The organism is Mycobacterium persicum (assembly GCF_002086675.1).
GTDB lineage: Bacteria > Actinomycetota > Actinomycetes > Mycobacteriales > Mycobacteriaceae > Mycobacterium > Mycobacterium persicum.
In genome coordinates, this window is the sequence record NZ_MVIF01000016.1 from 1 (window position 1) to 22,451 (window position 22,451).

At 67.0% G+C, this 22,451-nt stretch carries 23 protein-coding genes, 1 tRNA gene and 1 other RNA gene; 10 read left to right on the forward strand and 15 right to left on the reverse strand.

What is annotated here, in order from left to right:
* Nucleotides 1-125: 125 nt before the first annotated feature.
* Nucleotides 126-482, reverse strand: a complete 357-nt coding sequence (locus tag BST40_RS07770) for a hypothetical protein (protein ID WP_240316526.1) — start codon at nucleotides 480-482, stop codon at nucleotides 126-128.
* On the opposite strand from BST40_RS07770, the gene BST40_RS07775 reads away from it, so the two are divergent.
* Nucleotides 472-651 carry a hypothetical protein gene (locus BST40_RS07775; RefSeq protein WP_083153938.1) on the forward strand — a complete coding sequence of 60 codons (180 nt, stop codon included), beginning with the start codon at nucleotides 472-474 and terminating at the stop codon, nucleotides 649-651. The genes BST40_RS07770 and BST40_RS07775 overlap by 11 nt on opposite strands.
* Here BST40_RS07775 and BST40_RS07780 read toward each other — a convergent pair.
* Genes BST40_RS07780 through BST40_RS07790 form a run of 3 tightly spaced genes read right to left on the reverse strand, consistent with a single transcriptional unit; the run spans nucleotide 641 to nucleotide 4,094 of the window.
* Nucleotides 641-1,783, reverse strand: coding sequence for a DUF4185 domain-containing protein (locus BST40_RS07780; protein WP_082275377.1), 1,143 nt, complete (start codon nucleotides 1,781-1,783; stop codon nucleotides 641-643). The two genes, BST40_RS07775 and BST40_RS07780, sit on opposite strands and share 11 nt — an antisense overlap.
* Before the next feature lies 1 nt (nucleotide 1,784).
* Nucleotides 1,785-2,828, reverse strand: a complete 1,044-nt coding sequence (locus tag BST40_RS07785; RefSeq protein ID WP_083153940.1) for an aspartate-semialdehyde dehydrogenase — start codon at nucleotides 2,826-2,828, stop codon at nucleotides 1,785-1,787.
* Nucleotides 2,829-4,094, reverse strand: coding sequence for an aspartate kinase (locus BST40_RS07790; RefSeq protein WP_075546880.1), 1,266 nt, complete (start codon nucleotides 4,092-4,094; stop codon nucleotides 2,829-2,831). It abuts the gene before it with no gap.
* 329 nt (nucleotides 4,095-4,423) lie between these two features.
* On the opposite strand from BST40_RS07790, the gene leuA reads away from it, so the two are divergent.
* Complete coding sequence (gene leuA / locus BST40_RS07795) at nucleotides 4,424-6,241, forward strand: 2-isopropylmalate synthase (protein WP_075546879.1); 1,818 nt, start codon at nucleotides 4,424-4,426, stop codon at nucleotides 6,239-6,241.
* 87 nt (nucleotides 6,242-6,328) lie between these two features.
* Here the strand turns inward: leuA and BST40_RS07800 are convergent, their stop codons facing one another.
* The 3 genes from BST40_RS07800 to BST40_RS07810 are packed head-to-tail and all read right to left on the reverse strand — an operon-like array spanning nucleotide 6,329 to nucleotide 8,362.
* The gene (locus BST40_RS07800) at nucleotides 6,329-6,895 is read right to left on the reverse strand and encodes a TetR/AcrR family transcriptional regulator (RefSeq protein WP_083153941.1); all 567 of its coding nucleotides are present in this window, start codon (nucleotides 6,893-6,895) and stop codon (nucleotides 6,329-6,331) included.
* Complete coding sequence (locus BST40_RS07805) at nucleotides 6,895-7,332, reverse strand: hypothetical protein (protein ID WP_075546877.1); 438 nt, start codon at nucleotides 7,330-7,332, stop codon at nucleotides 6,895-6,897. The genes BST40_RS07800 and BST40_RS07805 overlap by 1 nt, the downstream gene beginning before the upstream one ends.
* Nucleotides 7,333-7,372: 40 nt before the next feature.
* Nucleotides 7,373-8,362 carry a DEDDh family exonuclease gene (locus BST40_RS07810; RefSeq protein WP_083153943.1) on the reverse strand — a complete coding sequence of 330 codons (990 nt, stop codon included), beginning with the start codon at nucleotides 8,360-8,362 and terminating at the stop codon, nucleotides 7,373-7,375.
* 197 nt (nucleotides 8,363-8,559) lie between these two features.
* On the opposite strand from BST40_RS07810, the gene BST40_RS07820 reads away from it, so the two are divergent.
* Both BST40_RS07820 and BST40_RS07825 read left to right on the forward strand, forming a co-directional pair.
* Entirely contained in the window at nucleotides 8,560-9,789 is a 1,230-nt protein-coding gene (locus BST40_RS07820) for a Mur ligase family protein (protein ID WP_075546876.1), read from the forward strand.
* A complete protein-coding gene (locus tag BST40_RS07825; protein ID WP_075546875.1) occupies nucleotides 9,782-10,489 on the forward strand; it encodes a type 1 glutamine amidotransferase in 708 nt (235 codons plus the stop codon). Before BST40_RS07820 ends, BST40_RS07825 begins: the two co-directional genes overlap by 8 nt.
* A gap of 8 nt (nucleotides 10,490-10,497) precedes the next feature.
* On the opposite strand, the gene BST40_RS07830 is transcribed toward BST40_RS07825, so the two are convergent.
* From BST40_RS07830 to BST40_RS07840, 3 genes are all read right to left on the reverse strand, one after another.
* Nucleotides 10,498-11,343 carry a hypothetical protein gene (locus tag BST40_RS07830; RefSeq protein WP_075546874.1) on the reverse strand — a complete coding sequence of 282 codons (846 nt, stop codon included), beginning with the start codon at nucleotides 11,341-11,343 and terminating at the stop codon, nucleotides 10,498-10,500.
* 145 nt (nucleotides 11,344-11,488) lie between these two features.
* Complete coding sequence (gene recR, locus BST40_RS07835) at nucleotides 11,489-12,100, reverse strand: recombination mediator RecR (RefSeq protein WP_075546873.1); 612 nt, start codon at nucleotides 12,098-12,100, stop codon at nucleotides 11,489-11,491.
* An 11-nt stretch (nucleotides 12,101-12,111) separates the two neighbouring features.
* Entirely contained in the window at nucleotides 12,112-12,534 is a 423-nt protein-coding gene (locus BST40_RS07840; protein WP_083153944.1) for a YbaB/EbfC family nucleoid-associated protein, read from the reverse strand.
* 98 nt (nucleotides 12,535-12,632) lie between these two features.
* On the opposite strand from BST40_RS07840, the gene BST40_RS07845 reads away from it, so the two are divergent.
* Nucleotides 12,633-13,415: an Rv3717 family N-acetylmuramoyl-L-alanine amidase gene (locus BST40_RS07845; RefSeq protein WP_075546871.1), complete on the forward strand. Its 783-nt coding sequence runs from the start codon at nucleotides 12,633-12,635 to the stop codon at nucleotides 13,413-13,415.
* Here the strand turns inward: BST40_RS07845 and BST40_RS07850 are convergent.
* Nucleotides 13,412-13,849 (reverse strand): SRPBCC family protein, encoded by a 438-nt coding sequence (locus BST40_RS07850; RefSeq protein ID WP_083153946.1) that lies wholly within the window; start codon nucleotides 13,847-13,849, stop codon nucleotides 13,412-13,414. The genes BST40_RS07845 and BST40_RS07850 overlap by 4 nt on opposite strands.
* A 71-nt stretch (nucleotides 13,850-13,920) precedes the next feature.
* Here BST40_RS07850 and BST40_RS07855 point away from each other — a divergent pair, with 71 nt between their 5' ends.
* The gene (locus tag BST40_RS07855; RefSeq protein WP_208618904.1) at nucleotides 13,921-15,297 is read left to right on the forward strand and encodes an FAD-binding oxidoreductase; all 1,377 of its coding nucleotides are present in this window, start codon (nucleotides 13,921-13,923) and stop codon (nucleotides 15,295-15,297) included.
* Nucleotides 15,294-16,607 carry a class I SAM-dependent methyltransferase gene (locus BST40_RS07860; RefSeq protein ID WP_083153949.1) on the forward strand — a complete coding sequence of 438 codons (1,314 nt, stop codon included), beginning with the start codon at nucleotides 15,294-15,296 and terminating at the stop codon, nucleotides 16,605-16,607. The genes BST40_RS07855 and BST40_RS07860 overlap by 4 nt, the downstream gene beginning before the upstream one ends.
* A 5-nt stretch (nucleotides 16,608-16,612) precedes the next feature.
* Here BST40_RS07860 and BST40_RS07865 read toward each other — a convergent pair whose 3' ends face one another.
* The 3 genes from BST40_RS07865 to ffs all read right to left on the reverse strand — a co-directional run bounded on the left by BST40_RS07865 (nucleotide 16,613) and on the right by ffs (nucleotide 19,999).
* Nucleotides 16,613-18,427: a DNA polymerase III subunits gamma/tau gene (locus BST40_RS07865; RefSeq protein WP_075546867.1), complete on the reverse strand. Its 1,815-nt coding sequence runs from the start codon at nucleotides 18,425-18,427 to the stop codon at nucleotides 16,613-16,615.
* Between the two features lie 145 nt (nucleotides 18,428-18,572).
* Entirely contained in the window at nucleotides 18,573-19,859 is a 1,287-nt protein-coding gene (locus BST40_RS07870; RefSeq protein ID WP_089025061.1) for an aspartate aminotransferase type Ic, read from the reverse strand.
* A gap of 43 nt (nucleotides 19,860-19,902) precedes the next feature.
* Nucleotides 19,903-19,999, reverse strand: an RNA gene (gene ffs, locus BST40_RS07875) — signal recognition particle sRNA small type.
* A gap of 79 nt (nucleotides 20,000-20,078) precedes the next feature.
* Here ffs and BST40_RS07880 point away from each other — a divergent pair.
* Both BST40_RS07880 and lucA read left to right on the forward strand, forming a co-directional pair.
* Nucleotides 20,079-20,167, forward strand: a tRNA-Ser gene (locus BST40_RS07880).
* A 90-nt stretch (nucleotides 20,168-20,257) separates the two neighbouring features.
* Nucleotides 20,258-21,079, forward strand: coding sequence for a lipid uptake coordinator LucA (gene lucA, locus BST40_RS07885; RefSeq protein ID WP_083153951.1), 822 nt, complete (start codon nucleotides 20,258-20,260; stop codon nucleotides 21,077-21,079).
* 1 nt (nucleotide 21,080) lies between these two features.
* Here lucA and BST40_RS07890 read toward each other — a convergent pair whose 3' ends face one another.
* Nucleotides 21,081-21,809 (reverse strand): enoyl-CoA hydratase/isomerase family protein, encoded by a 729-nt coding sequence (locus BST40_RS07890; protein WP_075546864.1) that lies wholly within the window; start codon nucleotides 21,807-21,809, stop codon nucleotides 21,081-21,083.
* 136 nt (nucleotides 21,810-21,945) lie between these two features.
* Between BST40_RS07890 and BST40_RS07895 the strand changes: the two genes are divergently transcribed.
* Nucleotides 21,946-22,419, forward strand: coding sequence for a lipoprotein LpqH (locus BST40_RS07895; RefSeq protein ID WP_075546863.1), 474 nt, complete (start codon nucleotides 21,946-21,948; stop codon nucleotides 22,417-22,419).
* The last annotated feature ends 32 nt before the right edge of the window (nucleotides 22,420-22,451 follow it).

Sequence of the window (22,451 nt, forward strand, 5' to 3'; positions counted from 1 at the left end):
CTCATCACTCGAATATTGCTCAGCGCCGCGACAACCGCAAAGGGTTACGGCGATACGGCACCGGATTGATCACAAACTCATGAGGCCCGGTGCTCGAGTGAGCACCGGGCCTGGTGTCGAAGTTTCTAACGACCGGGTGTGGTGGCGGGTGCAACCGAGGACGGCACCTGCGCGGGACCGCCGGGACTCACCGCTGGGACGCCACCATTGGGACCTCCCATTCGGTGCATCATCGCGTGGGGCTTGTGATGGCGGTGGTGGCCGTAGCCGCCGTGACCGCTTTGCATCCCGAGCCGGAAGCCGGTGAAGAAGATCACCGCGACGATGAACACGATTCCGGCGACGATGGCCACCCACGCCGCGGCTTTGAAGACCTTGGGGGTCTGATGGGGCGCTGGTGGCAGCGCCGGCGGTGGGGGTGGTGCCACGGCGGTCGACGTCGGCGCTGTCGGTATTTCAGGTGTTTCGTTCATGACACGCATGATGCCGGGGCAAACAGTGGTGGCGGCTATGCACAACTTATGTAGTAGCTATGAGCCATTCTGGCCAATCGCCCGGCGGGCAGGGCGACCTCTGGGCGGCGGCACCGGCGGCACCGGCGGCACCGGCGGCACCGGCGGCGCGGGCGGCATCCAGATGATCACGGCTTGAACGGATTGACCGCGAACTGGATCACCCGGTACGGCGCACGGGCACGCGGGTCGGCGTTGTTCCACTGGCTGACGAATATCCGCAACTCATCGAGCGTGGACCCGGGCGAGATGTAGCCGCCATACGGCTGCGCCAGCCGATTGTCGTAGGGCGGCGGCAGGCTTTCGGCCGGCTCGGGCCACTCCTCCTCGTGTTGCACCACGGTGGTCACTGGCGCGGTACCGAGTGACGTCGGGTCGTCGGCCACTCTGACCTCCATGTCGCCGTTGCTGGCGTTGAAATACGAAAGCACCGTTTTGCCCTCGATCTGCTTAATGCTCATCTCGCCGACCTGGTCAAGCCATAGCGGGGTCGGTGGCTTGTTCCAGCCGCCGCCGGCCCCGGCGGCCCAGCCCTGCCAGCGGGACCGGTCGGTGAACGCCTCCGGGGTGGCCCGGTACAGCACCACAGGTAGCCAGCGGGTGAAGCTGTTGGCCACGATGTACACCCACCCGCTGGGCGATTCCGGGGTAGGGATCGGGTCGTAGTACCCGCTGATCTGCGTCTGTCCCCAGCGCTGGTAGGAGGCGTCGCGCCGAGACCCCGGAACTGTCTGCCAGCCGCCGCGCGCCGCTTCGGCCACCACCAGCCGCGTGCTCTGCGGCACCAGGTCCTTGGTCGTGGTCACCATCAGATAGTTGCGCCGGTTGATCTGCACCACCCCGGCGGGCAGCTGCGAATCCCCGGGTGGCGTCGGGTCGGCGAGCAGCGGCTTGCTTACACCGGTGACGCCGGTGTAGCGCACCCCGGCGGGGTCGTCGACCGACGCGGTGTCGACGTGCAACGCAACCGGCGAGTACCAGCCGCCGAACCCGACACCCTGGCCGGCGAAGCTGTCGCCGCAAACCTGCAGCAATTGGCTGGGGAATTCGACGAAGTCGCACAGGTCCGTGGCCCCGATACCGTAGTCACCGGTGGGGGTTCCGGTGCCGGCAGTCGGACCGATCCGCAGCACCTGACCGGGTTCCAGCGGCTGCAGGATCGGCTGCGGCAGCGGCGCCGGTGGATCGGCGTGCGCGACCCAAAAGCACTGCGGGACAAGTAAAGACGCTACCAGCGAGCACCGCGCGACCCAGGCGGAGCTCACCCGCATGTCACAAGTCGGCGGCCAGCAACTCGGCGATCTGGATGGTATTCAGCGCCGCCCCCTTGCGCAGGTTGTCGCCCGCGACGAACAGCGCCAGACCGCGCCCGTCCGCTACCCCGGGATCGTGCCGGATGCGCCCGACCAGTGACTCGTCCACCCCGGCCGCGGCCAGCGGCGTCGGCACGTCGACCACCTTCACACCGGGCGCGCCGTCAAGCAGCTCACGAGCCCGCTCAGGCGAAAGCGGCCGGGCGAACTCGGCATTGATGGACAAGCAGTGCCCGGTGAACACCGGCACCCGCACGCAGGTACCGCTGACCGCCAGGTCGGAAATGCCCAGGATCTTGCGGCTCTCGAACCGCAGCTTCTGGTCCTCGTCGGTCTCCCCCGAGCCGTCGTCCACCAACGACCCGGCCAGCGGCACCACGTTGAATGCGATCGGCGCGACGTACTTTTGCGGCGGCGGGAAATCCAGCGCACCGCCGTCGTGCACCAACGCCTCGGCGTCGTCGATGACCGCACGCGCCTGGGCAGCCAACTCGGCCACCCCGGCCAGGCCACTACCGGAGACCGCTTGATAGGTGGAGGCCACCACGCGAACCAGCTGGGCTTCGTCGTGCAGCACCTTGAGCGCCGGCATCGCGGCCATGGTGGTGCAGTTGGGATTGGCGATAATGCCCTTCTTGAGGGGCCCCGCCCCGCGCACGTCGCGCGCGAAGTTGACCTCCGACACCACCAACGGCACATCGGGGTCTTTGCGCCACGCCGACGAATTGTCGATCACCGTCACGCCCGCGGCGGCGAACCGCGGCGCCTGCACCCGCGACATCGCCGCCCCCGCGGAGAACAGGGCGATGTCCAGGCCGCTCGGATCCGCCGTTTCGGCGTCTTCGACCTCGATCTCCTGACCGCGGAAGGCCAGCTTGCGGCCCTGGGAGCGGGCCGAGGCGAAGAACCGCACCGAGCTGGCCGGGAAGTCGCGCTCGTCGAGCAACGTGCGCATCACCTGGCCCACCTGACCGGTGGCACCCACAACTCCTATCGCAACCATCTAACGTCCCGTCCCCGCATAGACCGTGGCCTGCTCGTCGCCGCCGAGTCCGAACGCCTCGTGCAGCGCGACCACCGCCTTGTCCAGCTCGGTGTCGCGGCACAGCACCGAGATCCGGATCTCCGACGTCGAGATCAGATCGATGTTCACCCCGACGGCGGCCAGCGCCTCACAGAACGTCGCGGTCACCCCGGGATGGCTGCGCATGCCCGCCCCGATCAGCGACAGCTTGCCGATGTGGTCGTCGTAGAGCACCTGGGAGAAGCCGATCTCGTCTTTGAGCGAGTCCAGCTTGGCCACCGCGGTCGGCCCGACGTCGCGCGAGCAGGTGAAGGTGATGTCGGTCTTGCCGTCCTCGATCTTGGAGACGTTCTGCAGCACCATGTCGATGTTCACCTCGGCGTCGGCGATGGCGCGGAACACCTTGGCCGCATAGCCCGGGATGTCGGGCAGCCCGACGATGGTCACCTTGGCTTCGCTGCGGTCGTGCGCGACTCCGGTCAGGATGGGGTCTTCCATAGGTACGTCCTTGATCGATCCGACGACGACGGTGCCCGGCCTGTCCGAATACGACGAGCGGACATGCACCGGAATGTTGTAGCGGCGGGCGTATTCCACACAGCGCAGCATCAATACCTTGGCGCCGCAGGCCGCCATCTCGAGCATCTCCTCGAATGTGACGGTGTCTAGCTTGCGCGCGTTGTGCACGATCCGCGGGTCGGCGGTGAAAATGCCGTCGACGTCGGTGTAGATCTCGCAGACGTCGGCGCCCAGCGCCGCCGCCAGGGCGACCGCGGTGGTGTCCGAGCCGCCGCGGCCCAACGTGGTGACGTCGCGGGTGTCCTGGCTGACGCCCTGGAATCCGGCGACCAATACGATGCGGCCTTCGTCGAGTGCGGCCCGGACCCGTCCCGGCGTGACGTCGATGATCTTGGCGTTGCCGTGGGTGCCGGTGGTGATCACCCCGGCTTGCGAACCGGTGAACGACCGGGCCTGGGCGCCCAGCGATTCGATCGCCATGGCAACCAGCGCGTTGGAAATGCGTTCGCCGGCGGTCAGCAGCATGTCGAGCTCACGCGGCGGCGGCACCGGGCACACCTGCTGAGCCAGGTCCAGAAGATCGTCGGTGGTGTCGCCCATCGCCGAGACGACGACGACCACGTCGTTGCCCTGCTTCCTGGTCTCGACGATGCGTTCGGCGACCCGGCGAATCCGGTCGGCGTCGGCCACCGAGGATCCGCCGTACTTCTGCACGACGAGCGCCACTGATCTTTTCCTGTCTGGGATTCTGGTCCTGGATTCAAGTCCACAACAGAATACGTGGACGAGCATCGAGGGTGAGCTGACGGCATCGAGTGAGCGCTCCGGGCGGAACTTCCGCGATTTGGACGCCCTCAGCGCACGCCCAAAGCCGTCAGCTCACACTCGATATCAGTGGTTTTGGTGATCGGGCCGATAGCGGTAGAGTGCACAACGTGCAGCGGGTGCTCCTCCTCGGACGCCGCGACGGGGTCTGATCCAGACCGGCTTCCCGTCGCGGGACGTTCGCGATTGCGCCGGTCTGAGGTTCCTTCTGACACCCCGGAGCAACTACCGTGACAAATCCTGATACACCCGACGCGTATCGATCGGCGCGAACCGTCGTCAAACCTTCCGGCCCACCGCGACCCGGCCAACCCGGCTGGAATCCCCAGCGAGGCTCGTCGATGCCGGTCCACCGCTACCGCCCCTTCGCCGAAGAAGTCGAGCCCATCCGCCTCGCCGACCGCACCTGGCCCGACCGCGTCATCACCCACGCCCCTTTGTGGTGCGCGGTGGACCTGCGCGACGGCAATCAGGCGCTGATCGACCCGATGAGCCCGGCCCGCAAGCGCCGCATGTTCGACCTGCTGGTTCGCATGGGCTACAAGGAGATCGAGGTCGGGTTCCCGTCGGCCAGCCAGACCGACTTCGACTTCGTCCGCGAGATCATCGAGCAGGGCGCCATTCCCGACGACGTCACCATCCAGGTGCTGACCCAGTGCCGTCCGGAGCTCATCGAGCGCACCTTCGAAGCGTGCCAAGGTGCCGCAAAGGCCATCGTGCACTTCTACAACTCGACGTCGATCCTGCAGCGCCGGGTGGTGTTCAAGGCCGACCGGGCCGCGGTGCAGGCCATCGCGATCGACGGCGCCCGCACATGCCTCGAGGAGGCCGCCAAATATCCCGGCACGCAATGGCGTTTCGAGTATTCGCCGGAGTCCTACACCGGCACCGAGCTGGAATACGCCAAAGAGGTCTGTGACGCCGTCGGCGAGGTCATCCAACCGACGCCGGACAACCCGATCATCTTCAATTTGCCTGCCACCGTCGAGATGGCCACGCCCAATGTCTACGCCGACTCGATCGAGTGGATGAGCCGCAACCTGGCGCGTCGCGACTCCGTGATTCTGAGCCTGCATCCGCACAACGACCGCGGAACCGCCGTCGCCGCAGCCGAATTGGGCTATCAGGCCGGGGCTGACCGGATCGAGGGCTGCCTGTTCGGCAACGGGGAGCGCACCGGCAACGTATGCCTGGTAACCCTGGGGCTCAATCTGTTCTCCCGCGGGGTGGACCCGCAGATCGACTTCTCCAACATCGATGAGATCCGGCGCACGGTGGAGTACTGCAACCAGCTGCCGGTGCCCGAGCGGCACCCCTACGGCGGCGACCTGGTCTACACCGCGTTCTCCGGCAGCCACCAGGACGCCATCAACAAGGGCCTGGACAGAATGAAGATCGCCGCAGATGAGGCCGACACCGATGTTGAAGACATGCTGTGGCAGGTGCCGTATCTGCCGATCGACCCGCGCGATGTCGGCCGCACCTACGAGGCGGTGATTCGGGTCAATTCGCAGTCCGGTAAGGGCGGGGTGGCCTACATCATGAAGGCCGATCACGGCCTGGTCCTGCCGCGGCGGCTGCAGATCGAGTTCTCTCGCGTAATCCAACAGATCGCAGAGGGCGCGGCGGGCGACGGCGGTGAGGTCTCACCGAAGGAGATGTGGGACGTATTCGCCGAGGAATACCTCGCCCCGGTGCGGCCGCTGGAGCGCATCAAGCAACATGTCGATGCCGCTGACGACGACGGCGGCACCACCAGCATCGTCGCGACCGTCAAAATCGACGGCGTGGAGACCGAGATCAGCGGCAGCGGCAACGGCCCCCTGGCGGCGTTTGTCGACGCACTCCATCCGGTTGGCTTCGACGTGGCCATCCTGGACTATTCCGAGCACGCGATGAGCGCCGGCGGCGACGCTCAGGCAGCGGCATATGTCGAGGCGTCGGTGGCGGGCAAGGTCGTATGGGGCGTGGGCATCGCGCCGTCGATCACCACCGCGTCGCTGCGGGCGGTGGTGTCGGCGGTCAACCGGGCCAGCAATCGGCGATGAGCTGACGCCTGCCCACCGGCGCCGCCGCCGTAGGACCACTATCAGGTGTGCATGCCGTCGGCCGCTCCGAGTATTCGCTGCGGCTCACTACTGCTCGAATAACGCACCTAACAGCCGGTCGACGACTCCGGCCGGATTCGGTGCTCCGCCCGGTATCGTGAGGTTGCTGAACAGGTAACCGTTCAGCAGCCGACTCAACTCGTCCATCTGCTCAGGCGTCGGGGTGAAGCCCGCCGCCTCGAGGATCAGCGTGGCGGACTTCACCGCGGCGGCCTGAAGATCTTTCAGGAACGGCTGCAGCTCGGGCCGGCGCGTCCCCTCCATGAACAGCTCGAACCGCGCCAGCGTGTAGCGTCGCGCCCGCTCGTCGGGGTCGGCCAGCATGCGCGTCAGGAGCGCTTTGACGCCGTCACGGGCCAGCGAACCGACCGCGGTTTGCAGCGCCGCCACGCGTTGCCAATGAAGGTCGACGGTGCGCGCCGCGGTCGCTTCGAGAAGTGCCTGGCGTGTCCGGAAGTAGTTCGAGGTGGTGCCCGCGGGCAGGCCCGCCCGCTCGTCGACCTGGCGATGCGTCAGCTCGCCGATTCCCTCCTCGGCGAGTATGCCGATGGCGACGTCGAGGATCTGCGCGCGGCGTTGCGGATTCGGCGGCATCAGTGGGTGTAGCGCAGCCGCCAGAACATGGTCAGGAACGCCGGATAGACCGCGATCAGCAGCAGGTAGCTGAACGACATCGGAAACCACGTCACCATCGACACGTCCCTGACCACATAGGACATGTAGAGGTGCAGCGGCACGCTGCCGGCGATGTAGACCAACGATGCGGTGAAGAACAGCCGATGCCGTTTGCCGGTGAACCGGACCCGGTGCCACACCAGAATGCCGGTGATGGCCGCATACGTCATCGGCACCAGCAGGATTCGGTCCGTCGTTACCGTCACCATGTAGCGCAGGGTCAATTCGTCTCCGAAGACCACCCGGTACAGGTGCAGGACGACGCCGAGCGAAATCGTCAGGATCGCGGCTTCCCGGAAGAAATAGCCGTGCCGGCGGTACACGGTTCGGCCTACTACATCCGTAGTGGTTGCCATGGGTAAGACGTTACCACTACGGTTGTAGTGCAAGCAAGGTTCAGAAGAGGGCGAGCTGATTGTCGATCAGGCCGGGATCGGTGAATTGCTCCATGCTCGTGCCGCCGGTGACGGACTCCACGCGGTCCATGAACTGCACGTCGGATAACACCGGTACCCCCAATTGCATTGCGTGATATCCCTTGCCCTGATCGGGAGCGGTCTCGTTGCAGACCACAAGCGAGGTCTCGCGGTCCACGTCGTCGCTGTAAGCCAGTCCGGCGTACAAGATCCGCTCGACCAGCTCCTCGTGGGTGCGCCCCACCTCTGCGGCCAACGCCACCCGCATGCCCTGCACCAAGGGCCGGCCGGTGACGTAGCGGCCCGGGTTGAGATACGGGCAGAGCATCCGCGATGCCATCACCTTCAGCGGGCGCAGCTCGTCATGAGTCACCCGCCCGTTGGGCCAATGACGCCGGGTCACCGGCCGTATCGGCAGCCAGACATCCAGTTCCCGAGCGCGGGCGAGAGCGGGCGTCAGCACTCCGGTCAACACCAGCGCGTCGTCGAACGCGTCGTGGGGGCGCTGCTGGGTGATACCCCAGTGCGCCGCGAGCGTCTCCAGCCGCAGGTTGTCCATGCCAAGCTCGAGCCGGCGTGCCAGCTCGACCGTGCACATGACGGTGTCGACGGGAAGTTCGGCGTCCGCGAGTTCGGCTTCGGCGGCCAGGAACGCGTAGTCGAACGCGACGTTGTGCGCCACCAGGGTGCGCCCGCGCAGCACTTCGACCACGTCACCGACAATGTCGGCGAATTGCGGCTGGTCTTCGAGCATGGCCGCGGTCAGACCGTGGACATGGGTGGGGCCCGGGTCCACTCCCGGATTGAGCAGGCTGACCACGGACTGCTCCACCCGCCCGGCGGCGTCGAGGCCTAGCGCGGCGATGCTGATGATCCGGGCCTGACCAGGGCGAAAGCCCGAGGTCTCGACGTCGATGACGGCCCAACCCCCGTGTGGGTGGCTGGCCGGCCGTCCCCAGGTGTGGCTCACAGAATGAGAATCGCATGCGCGACCGACATCAGCGGCGTCGCTGCGCATCGTGTCGGGCATGAAACCACACGAGGGCGACCCGCCGCGCCCGGCGCCACAAGCGCCGAGCTTGCGATCGCCCCGCAACCCCACCAGGGCGACCCGCCGCGCCCGGCGCCAAAAGCGCCGAGCTTGCGATCGCCCTTAAACTCACCCGGGTGATCACCACCCGGGCCCGCCTTGCCCTCGCCGCCGGAGCGAGCGCGCGCTGGGCATCGCGGGTCACCGGGCGCGGAGCCGGCGCGATGATCGGCGGTCTGGTCGCGATGACCCTGGACCGCTCGGTGCTGCGCCAACTCGCCGTGGGCCGTCGCACCGTGGTCGTCACCGGGACCAACGGCAAGTCGACGACCACCCGAATGACGGCCGCAGCTTTGGGCACGTTGGGCGCAGTAGCCACCAACGCCGAGGGCGCCAACATGGACGCCGGCCTGGTGGCCGCACTGGCCGCGGATCGCCATGCCAAGCTGGCTGCCCTGGAAGTCGACGAAATGCACGTGCCGCACGTGTCCGACGCCGTGGAGCCCACCGTCATCGTCCTGCTGAACTTGTCGCGGGATCAGCTGGATCGCGTCGGCGAGATCACCGTGATCGAACGCACGCTGCGCGCCGGGCTGGCGCGGCACCGGCAGGCCGTCGTCGTCGCCAACTGCGACGACGTGCTGATGACCTCGGCGGCCTACGACAGCCCAAACGTCGTGTGGGTGGCCGCGGGAGGTTCCTGGTCCAACGATTCGGTGAGCTGTCCTCGCAGCGGCGAGGTCATCGTCCGCGAGCACTGCCACTGGTATTCCACCGGCGCCGATTTCAAGCGGCCCAGCCCGCAGTGGTTCTTCGACGACGACACCCTGTACGGGCCTGGCGGGCTCGCGCTGCCGATGCGGTTGACGCTTCCGGGCGCGGTGAATCGCGGCAATGCCGCCCAGGCCGTCGCCGCCGCCGTCGCGCTGGGCGCCGACCCTTCGAAGGCGGTCGCGGCCGTGTCGAGTGTCGACGAGGTCGCCGGCCGCTACCGGACCGTGCGGATCGGTGCGCACGAAGCCCGCATCCTGCTGGCCAAGAACCCGGCCGGCTGGCAGGAAGCGCTGTCGATGGTGGACAAGCACGCGGCCGGGGTGGTCATCGCGGTCAATGGGCAGGTGCCCGACGGCGAGGACCTGTCGTGGCTGTGGGACGTCCGTTTCGAGCATTTCGAAGAGACCCCAGTCGTCGCCGCCGGCGAACGCGGCACCGACCTGGCGGTGCGTCTGGGATACGCGGGTGTCGAGCATACATTGGTGCACGACACTATGGCGGCCATCGCGTCCTGCCCGCCCGGGCGGGTCGAGGTCGTCGCCAACTACACCGCGTTCCTGCAGCTGCAACGGGCACTGGCGCGACATGGCTGAATCCAAAATGCGGATCGGGCTGGTACTACCCGACGTGATGGGCACCTACGGCGACGGCGGCAACGCCGTGGTGCTGCGCCAACGACTGCTGCTGCGCGACATCCCCGCCGAGATCGTCGAGATCACGCTGGCCGACCCGGTTCCGGAATCGTTGGACCTCTACACGTTGGGCGGCGCGGAGGACTACGCGCAGCGGCTGGCCACCAAGCACCTGCTGCAATACCCCGGCCTGCAGCGCGCGGCGGCCCGGGGCGCGCCCGTGCTGGCGATCTGTGCGGCCGTCCAGGTGCTGGGCCAGTGGTATGAGACATCCTCGGGAGAGCGGGTCGACAGCGTGGGCCTGCTCGATGTCACAACCACGCCGCAACCGGCCCGCACCATCGGCGAACTGGTCAGCACGCCATTGCTGACCGGTTTGAGGCAGCCGTTGACCGGCTTCGAAAACCACCGCGGCGGTACCGTCCTGGGCCCCGCGGCGTCGCCGTTGGGGGCGGTGGTCAGGGGTGCCGGCAACCGGGCCGGTGACGGCTTCGACGGCGTGGTTCAGGGCAGCGTGATCGCGACCTATATGCACGGGCCGTGTCTGGCCCGCAACCCCGAGCTCGCCGACCTGTTGCTCAGCAAGGTGGTAGGTTCGCTACGACCGCTGGAGCTCCCCGAGGTGGACCTGCTGCGCCGCGAGCGGTTGGCTGCTCGCTAAGGCTAAGGCTAGGGCCGCCAGCCTCTGGCCAGCAGTGCGTGGCGCACCCGGGCGATTACCTCTTCGGACCTGTCTTCGGCGATCACCCGGATGACCAGCCAACCCAGCTGCGCGAGCGTACGCAGTCGCCGTTGGTCGTGCGCATACCGCCGGCGGTCGGTGCGGTGTTGGTCACCGTCATATTCGGCCGCCACCTGGTATTTCTCCCAGCCCATATCCAGCATTGCGATCAGCCGCCAATCCTTCTGCACCGGTATCTGCGTGCTGGGCGTGGGAAATCCGGCATCGATCAGCAAGAGCCGCAGCCAGGTCTCCCTGGGGGACGCCGCCCCCGCGTCGACGAGGGGCACCGCCGCCCGCAGTCGCCGGACACCACGCGCACCTGGATAGCGCGTGGCCAACAGGAGCACATCTTCGGTTGAGAACGGCGTCGCTCGCATGAGCGCGTCGAGGCGCGCCACCGCCTGCCCGCGCGGCAGATGCCTACCGAGGTCATAGGCCGTCCGCGCCAACGTGGTCACCGGCAGGCCCGCTACCCGGGTGATCTCGTCATCGGCCAGGACTTCGTCGCGAGCGACGAGCCCCCGCGGCGGCCTGGTGTTCGACCAGACCAACTCGATGGCGACGTCATCGTCGATCCATTGCGCGCCGTGTAGTGCGGACGCGGCTACACCGGAGATGACCGCTCGGCGTCCCGACCATAACCATGCCCCGATGGTCCGGTCGCGCAGTGACAGGTTGTGCCGCTGCGGGGCGTAGACACCTGGGTACACCGGCCGATACCACCGTTGCAGCTCGTGCCGGGTCATTTTTCTGGACGTGACCGCTTCGCTCCCGAGGAAAACCGCCGTCATGGCTCGAAATGTTGGCAGCGAGAGCCGACAACTCGCCGACCCTGTAAATCTGCAGGGAAAGTGCGAGTAGCGGCCTGCAAAATTACAGGCTCGGCGAAATCAACGGCGAAATCAATGGCGAAATCACGGCGACATCACGGCGACATCACGCGAGCACCCGGCGGCCGGTCAACGCGCGGCCGAGGGTCAGCTCGTCGGCGAACTCCAGGTCGCCGCCCATCGGCAGGCCCGATGCGATCCGGGTGACGGTCAGGCCGGGGATGTCGCGCAGCATCCGCACCAGGTAGGTGGCGGTGGCCTCACCCTCGGTATTGGGGTCGGTGGCGATGATCACCTCGGTGATGTCGACGTCGTCGACCCGCTCACCGATGCGGCTCAGCAGCTCGCGGATCCGCAACTGCTCAGGGCCGATCCCGGACAGCGGATCAAGCGCACCACCTAAGACGTGGTAGCGGCCGCGGAATTCGCGGGTGCGCTCGACGGCTTGGATGTCCTTGGGCTCCTCGACGACGCATACCAGGGAACCGTCGCGGCGCGGATCCGCGCAGATGCGGCAACGTTCGCCATCGGAGACGTTGCCGCACACGGCGCAGAACCGCACGCCGTCGCGCACCCGACCCAGTACGGCGGTCAGGCGGTCGATATCCGCTGGCTCGACCGACAGCAGGTGAAACGCAATGCGCTGCGCACTCTTGGGTCCGATACCCGGCAACTTTCCCAGCTCGTCGATCAGATCCTGGACAGGTCCCTCGAACATGTCGGTGCCGGTCAGACCCCCGGCGCTCCCGGCATCCCCGGCCCACCAGGCATACCCGGCATCCCGGGCGCTCCCGGCATCCCCGGCCCACCAGGCATACCCGGCCCGGGTGCACCGGGCGCACCGGGCGGACGCATCGCCCCGGCCAATGCCCCCAGCCGTTCCTGCGCCATCTTCGTCACTTGCTGTGATGCGTCGCGCATCGCACCGACGATCAGGTCCTGCAGGGTCTCGATGTCGTTGCGGTCGACGACCTTGGGATCGATCGTCACACCGATCACCTCGCCACTGCCTTTGACGTGAACCTGGACCAAGCCACCACCGGCTTGGCCGTGCACCTCAGAGTTGGCCAGTTGGTGCTGGGCTTCCAATAGCTTCTGCTGCATCTGCTGCGCCTGGGCCAGCAGTGCCGACATATCGCCTCCAGGTTGCATGACAGTCCCCTCGCATCTTGGTCTCGAGTTGGTTTCGCCTGCGGTTGTCGGGCGATTCGAAACACCTAGCCTAGACCGCGCCACGTTAGCTTTGCGCAGTGGACGTACCAGTAAGCCTGCGTGTCGGGATCGCCTTCCTACTCCAAAGGGTTGCCGGCGTGCTCGTCGCCGCCGCGGCACCGCTGATACCGATTGTCCCCACAGCCGCCGCCACCCCCGCCAGCATCGCCGGCATGGTGGTATTCATCGATCCCGGCCACAACGGGGCCAACGACTCGTCGATCGGGCGCCAGGTACCCACCGGTCGCGGCGGCACCAAGGACTGCCAAGCCAGCGGAACGTCGACCAACAGCGGCTATCCGGAACACACTTTCACCTGGGACACCGCGCTGCGGCTCCGGGCCGCGCTCAACGCGCTGGGGGTGCGCACCGCCATGTCGCGCGGCAACGACAACGCCCTGGGGCCATGCGTCGACGAACGGGCCAACATGGCCAACGCCCTGCGCCCCAACGCGGTCGTCAGCCTGCACGCCGACGGCGGGCCGGCCACCGGCCGCGGCTTCCACGTCAACTACTCCGCGCCGCCACTGAACGCGACCCAGGCCGGACCCTCGGTGCAGTTCGCCAAGGTGATGCGGGACCAGCTGCAGGCCTCGGGTATTCCACCGGCCAACTACATCGGCCAGGACGGACTGTACGGACGTTCCGATCTGGCGGGCCTGAACCTGGCGCAGTATCCGTCGATCCTGGTCGAGCTGGGCAACATGAAGAACCCCGCGGACTCGGCGCTGATCGAATCAGCCGAGGGCCGGCAGAAGTACGCCAACGCGCTGGTGCGCGGCATCGCAGGTTTCCTGGCCGCCCAGGGCCAGGCGCGTTAGCCTTCCAGCTGCTTCTTCAGGTTGGCCAGCACTTCGCCCTGAATTCGCTTCAAGCCCAACGGCGCAAACGTCTTTTCGAAGAAACCCTTGACGCCGCCGGCGCCGTTCCAGCTGGTCTTGACCGTGACGCTGCAGCCGGGACCCGCGGGAGCCACCGTCCAATTGGTGATCATGGACGAGTTCGCGTCCTTTTCGATCACCGTGTGGCCCGCGACGTCGACGTTGACTTGCACATTGCGCACGCGTGATTTGGTGGCCTGCAGCCGCCACTTGGCGACCGTGCCCTGCCCCTGCCCACCCTCGAGCACCTGATACTCGCTGTACTGCGGAGAGAGGATTTTCGGGCGGACATGGCGATAATCGGCCACCGCGTCAAGGGCGGCCGCGGGCTCGGCATTGATCAAGATCGTGCTGGCTGCGCTCACCTGTGCCATCAGGCGCAACTCCTCCGTATCGAGCCCGCGCGCGGATGCAGGGGCTGTGGTCGGTGACTACGATATATGTGATGCCCGCCCGTGAATCTGCGCTGTCCACCTACACCTCGGGCGTCCAGCGGTTGCTGGCGAGCTATCGATCCATCCCTGCAACCGCGACCGTCCGGTTAGCCAAGCCCACCTCAAACCTGTTCCGCGCCCGCACCAAACGCGATACCCCCGGCCTGGATACCTCCGGACTGACCGGCGTCATCGGTGTGGATCCCGATGCCCGCACCGCCGACGTAGCCGGCATGTGCACGTATGCGGACCTGGTCGCGGCGACGTTGCGTTACGGCCTGTCGCCGCTGGTAGTTCCGCAACTGAAGACCATCACCCTCGGCGGGGCGGTCACCGGCCTGGGCATCGAGTCGGCATCGTTTCGCAATGGCCTGCCGCACGAGTCGGTGCTGGAAATGGACATTCTCACCGGCGCCGGCGAATTGCTCACCACGTCTCCCGACCAGCACGCCGACCTGTACCGCGCATTTCCCAATTCCTATGGAACACTGGGCTATTCGACCCGGCTGCGAATCGAGCTGGAGCCCGTGAAACCCTTTGTGGCGTTGCGGCACATTCGATTCCACTCATTGGCCGAGATGATCGCGGCGATGGAACGCATTGTCGACACCCAAGGACTCGACGGGCTCCCGGTGGATTACCTCGACGGAGTCGTCTTCGGCGCCGACGAGAGCTACCTGTGCGTGGGCGTGCGAACGACGACTCCGGGCCCAGTCAGCGACTACACCGGAAAAGACATCTACTACCGGTCCATCCGGCATGGGACCGGAGTCAAAGAAGACCGGTTGACCATCCACGACTACTTCTGGCGCTGGGACACCGACTGGTTCTGGTGTTCACGCGCCTTCGGCGCGCAGAACCCGCGGCTGCGGCGCTGGTGGCCGCGCCGCTACCGGCGCAGCAGCGTCTATTGGAAGCTGATGGCGGTCGATCAGCGCTTCGGAATCGCCGACCGGATCGAGAAACGCAACGGACGTCCGGCGCGCGAACGGGTCGTGCAGGACGTCGAGGTGCCCATCGGGCGCACCGGCGAATTCCTGGAATGGTTCTTAGGCAATGTGCCGATCACACCCATCTGGGTGTGCCCACTGCGGCTGCGCAACCCCAGCGGGTGGCCGCTGTACCCGATCCAGCCGGATCGCACCTACGTCAATATCGGGTTCTGGTCGTCGGTGCCGGTAGGCGCCGCCGAGGGCGTGACGAACCGGGCGATCGAGGCGAAGGTGAGCGAACTCGACGGCCACAAGTCGCTCTACTCCGACAGCTACTACACCCGCGAGGAGTTTGACCAGCTCTACGGCGGGGAGTCTTACAACACCGTGAAAAAGATCTACGACCCGGACTCGCGTCTACTCGACCTCTACGCAAAGGCGGTGCAACGACGATGACAACGATCAAGGAGGCCAGCCGTCCCATAGCCGGGGGCAAGCTGACCATGGCCGAAATCCTGGCGATCTTCACCGCTCCTGGACAGCAGCCGCTGAAGTTCGCAGCCTATGACGGCAGCACTGCCGGGCGTGCCGACGCGGCGCTGGGTCTGGAACTCACGTCTCCGCGCGGCATCACCTACCTGGCGACGGCCCCGGGTGAACTGGGTCTGGCCCGCGCCTACGTGTCGGGTGACCTGCAGACCCGCGGCGTCCATCCCGGCGACCCGTATCAGCTGCTCAAGGCCCTGACCGACCGAGTGCACTTCAAACGCCCGTCGCCGCGGGTGCTGGCCAACGTCGTGCGCTCGATCGGTGTCGAAAACCTGCTGCCGGTCGCGCCGCCGCCGCAGGAGGCGCCGCCCCGGTGGCGCCGGCTGGCCGAGGGTCTGCTGCACAGCAAGTCCCGTGACGCCGAAGCCATCCGCCACCACTACGACGTCTCCAACACCTTCTACGAATGGGTGCTCGGCCCGTCGATGACCTACACCTGCGCGGTCTACCCGCACGCCGACGCGACGCTGGAAGAGGCCCAGGAGAACAAATACCGGCTGATCTTCGAGAAGCTGCGGCTACAACCCGGCGACCGGCTGCTCGACGTCGGTTGCGGCTGGGGCGGCATGGTGCGTTACGCAGCGCGACGAGGGGTCCATGTGTTGGGTGCCACGCTGTCGGCCGAGCAGGCCAAGTGGGCGCAACAGGCGATCGAAGACGACGGCTTGACCGACCTTGCCGAAGTGCGGCACTGCGACTATCGCGACGTGGCCGAGACGGGATTCGACGCCGTCTCGTCGATCGGACTGACCGAGCACATCGGCGTCCGGAACTATCCCGCCTACTTCGGCTTCCTCAAGTCGAAGTTGTGCACCGGCGGCCTGCTGCTCAACCACTGCATCACCCGCCACGACAACAAGTCGGCCCCATTCGCGGGCGGGTTCACCGACCGCTACGTCTTCCCCGACGGAGAGCTGGCGGGCTCGGGACGCATCATCACCGACATCCAAAACGCCGGTTTCGAGGTGCTGCACGAGGAGAACTTCCGGCATCACTACGCGATGACGCTGCGTGACTGGTGCCGCAACCTCGTCGACCACTGGGAGGAGGCCGTCGCCGAGGTCGGGCTGCCCACCGCCAAAGTGTGGGGTCTGTACATGGCTGCATCGCGAGTGGCGTTCGAACACAACAACATTCAGTTGCATCACGTGCTGGCCGCCAATGTGGACCCGTGGGGCGAGGATGACCTGCCGCTGCGGCCCTGGTGGACGCCTTAGATTTCCTAGTCGATGGGCCGGGCGCCCAGTTCGTTACGCAGCAGCTCGAGTGCCACCTCTTCGGGGTCGCGGCGCGGCTCGGAGGGGTTGTTGCGGCCGGCTTCGGCGAGCATGCTTTCCTCTTCGTCTTCCCTGGGCGGAGCGGAATCGGTTTCTGGCACAACCTCTTCCGCTCTCGCGGGCGCCGAGGCTGCGACGGGCTCGGGTCCGCCCACCTCGCAGCGCACCCGCCAGGCGACCCCCAATGCGTCTTTGAGCGCCTCGGCGATGACGTCTGCATTGCGCTGTTCGGACAAGCGCCGCGCCAGCGGCGCCGAATCGTGGGTCAGCACCAGGGTGTTGCCCTCCAGGGCGCGAACGGTGGCCCCCGCCAGCATCACCTCGGTGGTGCGGCTGCGCTGGCGCACCTTGTCGCGCACCGTCGGCCACATGGTACGAACGGCGGCCGCGTTGAGTTCGCTGGACGCCTTCTCCGGTTCGGGAGTCGATTCGGGAGCCGGCTGCGGCGGTGTGGGACGGGGCGGGGCCGCGGTGTCCGGCGGTCGCGCGGGCGGTGTCGGACGACTCCGCGCCGCGGCATCCGCCGGCCGCGCGGGCGGTGTCGGACGACTCGGCGCCGCAGTGTCCGGTGTCGCTGCAGCGGCCGGGATCGACATGGCCAATCGGGTTTCGATCCGCTCGACACGTTGCAGCAACGCCGATTCGGCGTCACTGGCCGACGGCAGGAGCAGCCGCGCGCAAATCACTTCCAGGAGCAAGCGCGGCGCAGTCGCGCCGCGCATCTCGCCCAGGCCGGCCTGAACCACCTCGGCATACCGGGTCAGGGTCGCCGGCCCGATGTGCGCCGCCTGATCCCGCATCCGGTCCAGCACGTCCTCCGGCGCATCCACCACGCCACGAGACACGGCATCCGGAACCGCTTGCAGGACAAGCAGATCCCGGAATCGTTCCAGCAGATCGGTGGCGAAACGGCGAGGGTCGTGCCCGGCGTCGATCACCGATTCGACCGCCCCGAACAACGCCGCCGCATCGCCCGCGGCCAGTGCGTCGACCGCGTCGTCGATCAGGGCCACATCGGTGGCCCCCAGCAGCCCCAGTGCCCGCTGGTAGGTCACCCGGATGCCGTCGTCGCCGTGGTCGGAGCCGGCCACCAACTGGTCCAGCACCGACAGCGTGTCGCGCGGAGACCCGCCGCCGGCACGGATCACCAACGGGTACACCGCGTCGTCGACGACGACGCCCTCCTGCTCGCAGATTCGCCCGATGAGCCCTCTCATGGTGCGCGGCGGCAGCAGCCGGAACGGGTAGTGGTGAGTGCGTGACCGAATCGTGGGCAGCACCTTTTCCGGTTCGGTGGTCGCGAAGATGAAGATCAGGTGCTCGGGCGGCTCTTCGACGATCTTGAGCAGCGCGTTGAAACCGGCGGTGGTCACCATGTGCGCCTCGTCGACGATGAACACCCGGTACCGCGATTGAGCCGGCGCGTAGAACGCGCGATCCCGCAGCTCGCGGGTGTCGTCCACGCCGCCGTGACTGGCGGCGTCGAGTTCGACCACGTCGATGCTACCGGGCGCGTTGGGCGCCAGCGCCACGCAGGAATCACAGACGCCGCACGGCGTGGCCGTCGGGCCAAGGGCACAGTTCAAGGAGCGCGCCAGGATGCGCGCCGACGACGTCTTCCCGCAGCCGCGCGGCCCTGAAAACAGGTACGCGTGGTTGATCCGGCCGGCTTCCAGGGCGACCGACAGCGGCTCGGTGACGTGCTCCTGCCCCACCACCTCGGCGAAGGTTGCCGGTCGATACTTGCGGTAGAGAGCCACGGTCAGCAGGCTACTCAGCTTGGGTGACTAGCGCCCGGCTGGGCATCCAGTGTGCTCTCACGGCGTCGAGGGTGCACACCGGGCGGGATTTCCGCGATTTCTGCCGCCTTGGACGCACAGCGAAAGCCCTGAGCGCACAGTCGATCTAGCTGTGATGACCAGGATCCAGCAGCGACTCAGTGGCCGCCAACAACGCACACGTCGCCAGCCCGTCGACGGCGTCGCGCAGGTCGGGAAGCGACGGGAACGTGGGCGCGATCCGGATGTTCTTATCGTCGGGATCCTTTCGATACGGGAACGACGCACCCGCCTCGGTGACCGCGATTCCGGCGTCCTTGGCCAATGCCACCGTGCGTCGGGCCGTTCCCGGCAGCACGTCGAGGCTGATGAAATAGCCGCCCTTGGGCTCCGTCCAGGAGGCGATCTTGGAATCCTGGAGCCGCTGATCCAGGATCTCCAGCGCCAACTCAAACTTGGGCGCCAGGATCTGCTGGTGGCGCAGCATGTGCAGGCGCACGCCGTCGGCGTCGCCGAAGAACCGCAGATGCCGTAGCTGGTTGACCTTGTCCGGGCCGATCGATTTCTTCCCGGCGTGCTGCAGATACCACGCGATGTTGCCCAGCGACCCGCCGAAGAAGCTGACGCCCGCTCCGGCGAAGGTGATCTTCGACGTGGACGCGAAGACGTAGGGGCGGTGCGGGTTGCCGGCCTTGACGGCCAGTCCTAGCACGTCGACCTGACGAATGAAGTCATGGGTCAGGGTGTGCACCGCGTAGGCGTTGTCCCAGAACAAGCGGAAATCGGGCGCGGCTGTCCGCATCAGGGCCAGCCGGCGAACGGATTCCCAGGAATAGGTGACACCGGTGGGGTTGCCGAACACCGGCACCGTCCACATGCCCTTGATCGCGGCATCGGCGGCGACCAACTCTTCGATCAGGTCGACGTCGGGGCCGTCGTCGAGGATCGGGACGGGGATCATCTCGATGCCCATTGTCTCGGTAATCGCGAAGTGCCGGTCATACCCGGGGACGGGACACAGGAACTTGACGCTCGGTTCGTCCTTCCACGGCCGGGGCGAATCGACCCCGCCGTAGAGCATCGAGAACGCGACCACGTCATGCATCAGCTCCAGGCTGGAGTTGTTTCCCGCGATCAGGTTCTGGACCGGGATTCCGAGCAGCTCGGCGAAGATGGCTCGCAGCGCCGGCAGACCATGCAGGCCGCCGTAGTTGCGGGTGTCGACCCCTTCCGGGTCGCGATAGTCGTCTCCGGGCAGGCTCAGCAGCTGGTTGGACAGGTCGAGTTGCGCCGCGGACGGTTTGCCGCGAGTCAGATCCAGCGCCAGCTTCTTGGCCTGCAGCTCCGCGTAGTCCTGCCGATGGCGGTCATGCAGCGCTGCCAGCTCGTCACGGCTGAGGGAATCGAACGACACCATGCGGCCCTTTCGCCGTCGAACGCGGTTACGCCTCCCCTGACCAGAGGGGACCCCGCGCACCCGACAGAGCCCGTTGACCCTTGCTGCCTTCCGGCCCTGGGGGAGTTCACAGGATAGACGCCGCGCGGGGTCCAACGATCAAGTCTAGTACCCCGGCTGACGCGCTCGACGACGGCCGCAAGACACCTGGCCCCGTCCAGCGGCTACCATATCGGCGGAGGATTCGCCTAGTGGCCTATGGCGCTCGCCTGGAACGCGGGTTGGGTTAATAGCCCTCGCGGGTTCAAATCCCGCATCCTCCGCCATAAGTCCGCAGCGCGGACACACACGGTGTGGGCCGGCCAGCTTGTGGGGCAACGTTAAGCTGACCAGTGCCAACCAGTATGAGGAGGCATATGCGCCGCAAGTGGGCCGTCGTTTGGCACGCGTCGTTTTCGATCGCCGCCGGCCTCCTCTACTTCTATTTCGTATTGCCCCGCTGGTACGAGCTGATGGGCGAGACCTCGCACGCGTTGGGAACGACGCTGCGGATCGTGGCCGGCGCGCTGATCGGCCTGGCCGCTCTGCCGGTGGTGTTCACCCTGTTGCGCACCCGCAAGCCAGAACTCGGCACCCCGCAGCTCGCGCTGTCGATAAGAACCTGGTCGATCGTGGCGCATGTGCTGGCGGGCGCGTTGATCATCGGCACCGCGATCAGCGAGATCTGGCTCAGTCTGGACTCCGCGGGACAGTGGTTGTTCGCGATCTATGGGGCCGCCGCCGCCATCGGGTTGCTCGGGTTCTTCGCGTTCTACCTGTCGTTTGTCGCGGAATTGCCGCCGCCGCCACCCAAACCGCTCAAGCCGAAAGCGACCAAGGAGCGGCGCAGTCGCCGCAAGAAGCCAGGCGACTCCGACGAGGCTGAGACCGAAGAGGCCCAGACCAAAGAAGCCGAGGAAGAAGAGGCCCCGGCCGCTGAAACGACCGAAGCCGAAACCCAGGCAACCGAAGAGGCGCCGGCCGAGCCGGAGACCCCGGAATCTACGGCTGAGGCCGAGCCGGAAGTGACGGCCGAGGTAGCAGCCGAGACCGAAGCCGCCGAGGAGCCCGAAGCGGCCGAGGAGCCCGAAGCGGCCGAGGAGCCGCGGAGTGCGATACGCAACCGCCGCCCGACCGGCAAGACGTCCCACCGTCGCCGGCGCACCCGCACCCGCGGCGGGGTCACGGTCGAGGATTAGCTCAGCGCCGGCGAAGACGCTCCAGGTAGTCGGCGATCCCCTGCCGGGTCTGCTCGGCACCCCAGCGCCGGCGGACGCCGTCGTCGATGTCGCCGGATTCGCGCATTCGTACCACCGTGGGTGCCCGCAGCTGGATCTTGGTGTGCCGGTATGCCTCGGCCGGAATGTCACCAAGGCTCGCTGCCTCCGCGACGGCCGCTTCGAGGAGGTCCTCGTCGACGACGGTGTGCGCAAGTCCCCGCGCGACGGCCTCGGTCCCGCGGAACGTGCCGCCGCCCAGCAGCACCTCCTCGGCGCGGTCGCCGCACGCATAGCGCATCACCTCCAGCGCGGCGACCGGGAAGGGCACTCCGACCCGTACCTCTGATGCGCCGATCTGGGCATCGGGGCTGATCAATCGCCGATCGCAGGCGCAGGCCAGCACACACCCGCCCGCGATGGCCGCACCGTTGATTGCGGCCACCGTCGGCCCGGGATAGCTGAACATCGCCTCGAACGCGCCGGACAGCGCCGGGATCAGCCGATCGGTATAGGCCGCACCGCCGTCCAGCACGCGATTGAGGTCCACACCGGCGCAGAACACCCGCCCGGCGCCGGTGATCACCAGCGGGCCCTGCAGCTGGTGCAGAACGTCGGTCAGCTCACCGAGCAGCTCGACGTCGAGGGCGTTCACCCGCCCCGATGAGAGCGTCACCACTTGCGCCGTTTCCCGAGTCTGGATGTCGATCACACTGACACTCCATCACCACGACCGAACAGCGGCGCTTGCGGGTCGCTCGAATACTTGGGATCGGTAGCGACCGAGCGGATTTGTACTTGCTGCCATGACGCCGCCATCGGGGCGGCGCACAACGGAAGGAAATCCGATGAAGCGTGTTATCGCGGTGGCGATTGGAACCATCGGCGGCGCTGCGGTACTGGTGGGCTGCTCCAGCGGCGGTCACACGGCCAGCCCGGCATCGAGCGTCTCCACCGGCGGTGGCGGCACTCAGGTCCAGGTCGGCGGCACCGATCTTCCCGGACTGAACCCGTCCTCGGTGACCTGCGTCAAGCAGGGCGGCAAGATCAACATCGGCAGCGGCTCCACCGGTGGTCAGCAACAGGCGCTGGCGGTGGTGATGACCGACGAGGCGACACCGCGGGTCGAGTCGCTGGCGCTGGTCGTCGACGGCAACGCCCTGTCCGTCGCGGACAACATGGGCGCCAAGGTGGGCTCGGCCAAGGTCGCGGTGGACGGCAAGACCTACACCATCACCGGCCAGGCGCAGGGAGCCGACTTAAAGAACCCGATGGCCGGAATGATCACCAAGGACTTCAACATCAAGGTGACGTGCGGCTAGCGCGGCAGATCCCGGCCGGCGGACATGCCTCC

What these genes read in the sequence shown, in the direction of transcription:
- BST40_RS07860 (WP_083153949.1), top strand. Translation starts at nt 15,294, where the DNA reads ATGACAACGATCAAGGAGGCCAGCCGTCCCATAGCCGGGGGCAAGCTG.
- lucA (WP_083153951.1), top strand. Translation starts at nt 20,258, where the DNA reads ATGCGCCGCAAGTGGGCCGTCGTTTGGCACGCGTCGTTTTCGATCGCC.
- BST40_RS07805 (WP_075546877.1), bottom strand. Translation starts at nt 7,332, where the DNA reads ATGGCAACCACTACGGATGTAGTAGGCCGAACCGTGTACCGCCGGCAC.
- BST40_RS07855 (WP_208618904.1), top strand. Translation starts at nt 13,921, where the DNA reads ATGCCCGCCCGTGAATCTGCGCTGTCCACCTACACCTCGGGCGTCCAG.
- BST40_RS07800 (WP_083153941.1), bottom strand. Translation starts at nt 6,895, where the DNA reads ATGCCGCCGAATCCGCAACGCCGCGCGCAGATCCTCGACGTCGCCATC.
- BST40_RS07775 (WP_083153938.1), top strand. Translation starts at nt 472, where the DNA reads ATGACACGCATGATGCCGGGGCAAACAGTGGTGGCGGCTATGCACAAC.
- BST40_RS07825 (WP_075546875.1), top strand. Translation starts at nt 9,782, where the DNA reads ATGGCTGAATCCAAAATGCGGATCGGGCTGGTACTACCCGACGTGATG.
- BST40_RS07785 (WP_083153940.1), bottom strand. Translation starts at nt 2,828, where the DNA reads ATGGTTGCGATAGGAGTTGTGGGTGCCACCGGTCAGGTGGGCCAGGTG.
- BST40_RS07840 (WP_083153944.1), bottom strand. Translation starts at nt 12,534, where the DNA reads ATGCAACCTGGAGGCGATATGTCGGCACTGCTGGCCCAGGCGCAGCAG.
- BST40_RS07850 (WP_083153946.1), bottom strand. Translation starts at nt 13,849, where the DNA reads ATGGCACAGGTGAGCGCAGCCAGCACGATCTTGATCAATGCCGAGCCC.
- BST40_RS07770 (WP_240316526.1), bottom strand. Translation starts at nt 482, where the DNA reads ATGCGTGTCATGAACGAAACACCTGAAATACCGACAGCGCCGACGTCG.
- BST40_RS07830 (WP_075546874.1), bottom strand. Translation starts at nt 11,343, where the DNA reads ATGACGGCGGTTTTCCTCGGGAGCGAAGCGGTCACGTCCAGAAAAATG.
- BST40_RS07895 (WP_075546863.1), top strand. Translation starts at nt 21,946, where the DNA reads ATGAAGCGTGTTATCGCGGTGGCGATTGGAACCATCGGCGGCGCTGCG.
- BST40_RS07780 (WP_082275377.1), bottom strand. Translation starts at nt 1,783, where the DNA reads ATGCGGGTGAGCTCCGCCTGGGTCGCGCGGTGCTCGCTGGTAGCGTCT.
- recR (WP_075546873.1), bottom strand. Translation starts at nt 12,100, where the DNA reads ATGTTCGAGGGACCTGTCCAGGATCTGATCGACGAGCTGGGAAAGTTG.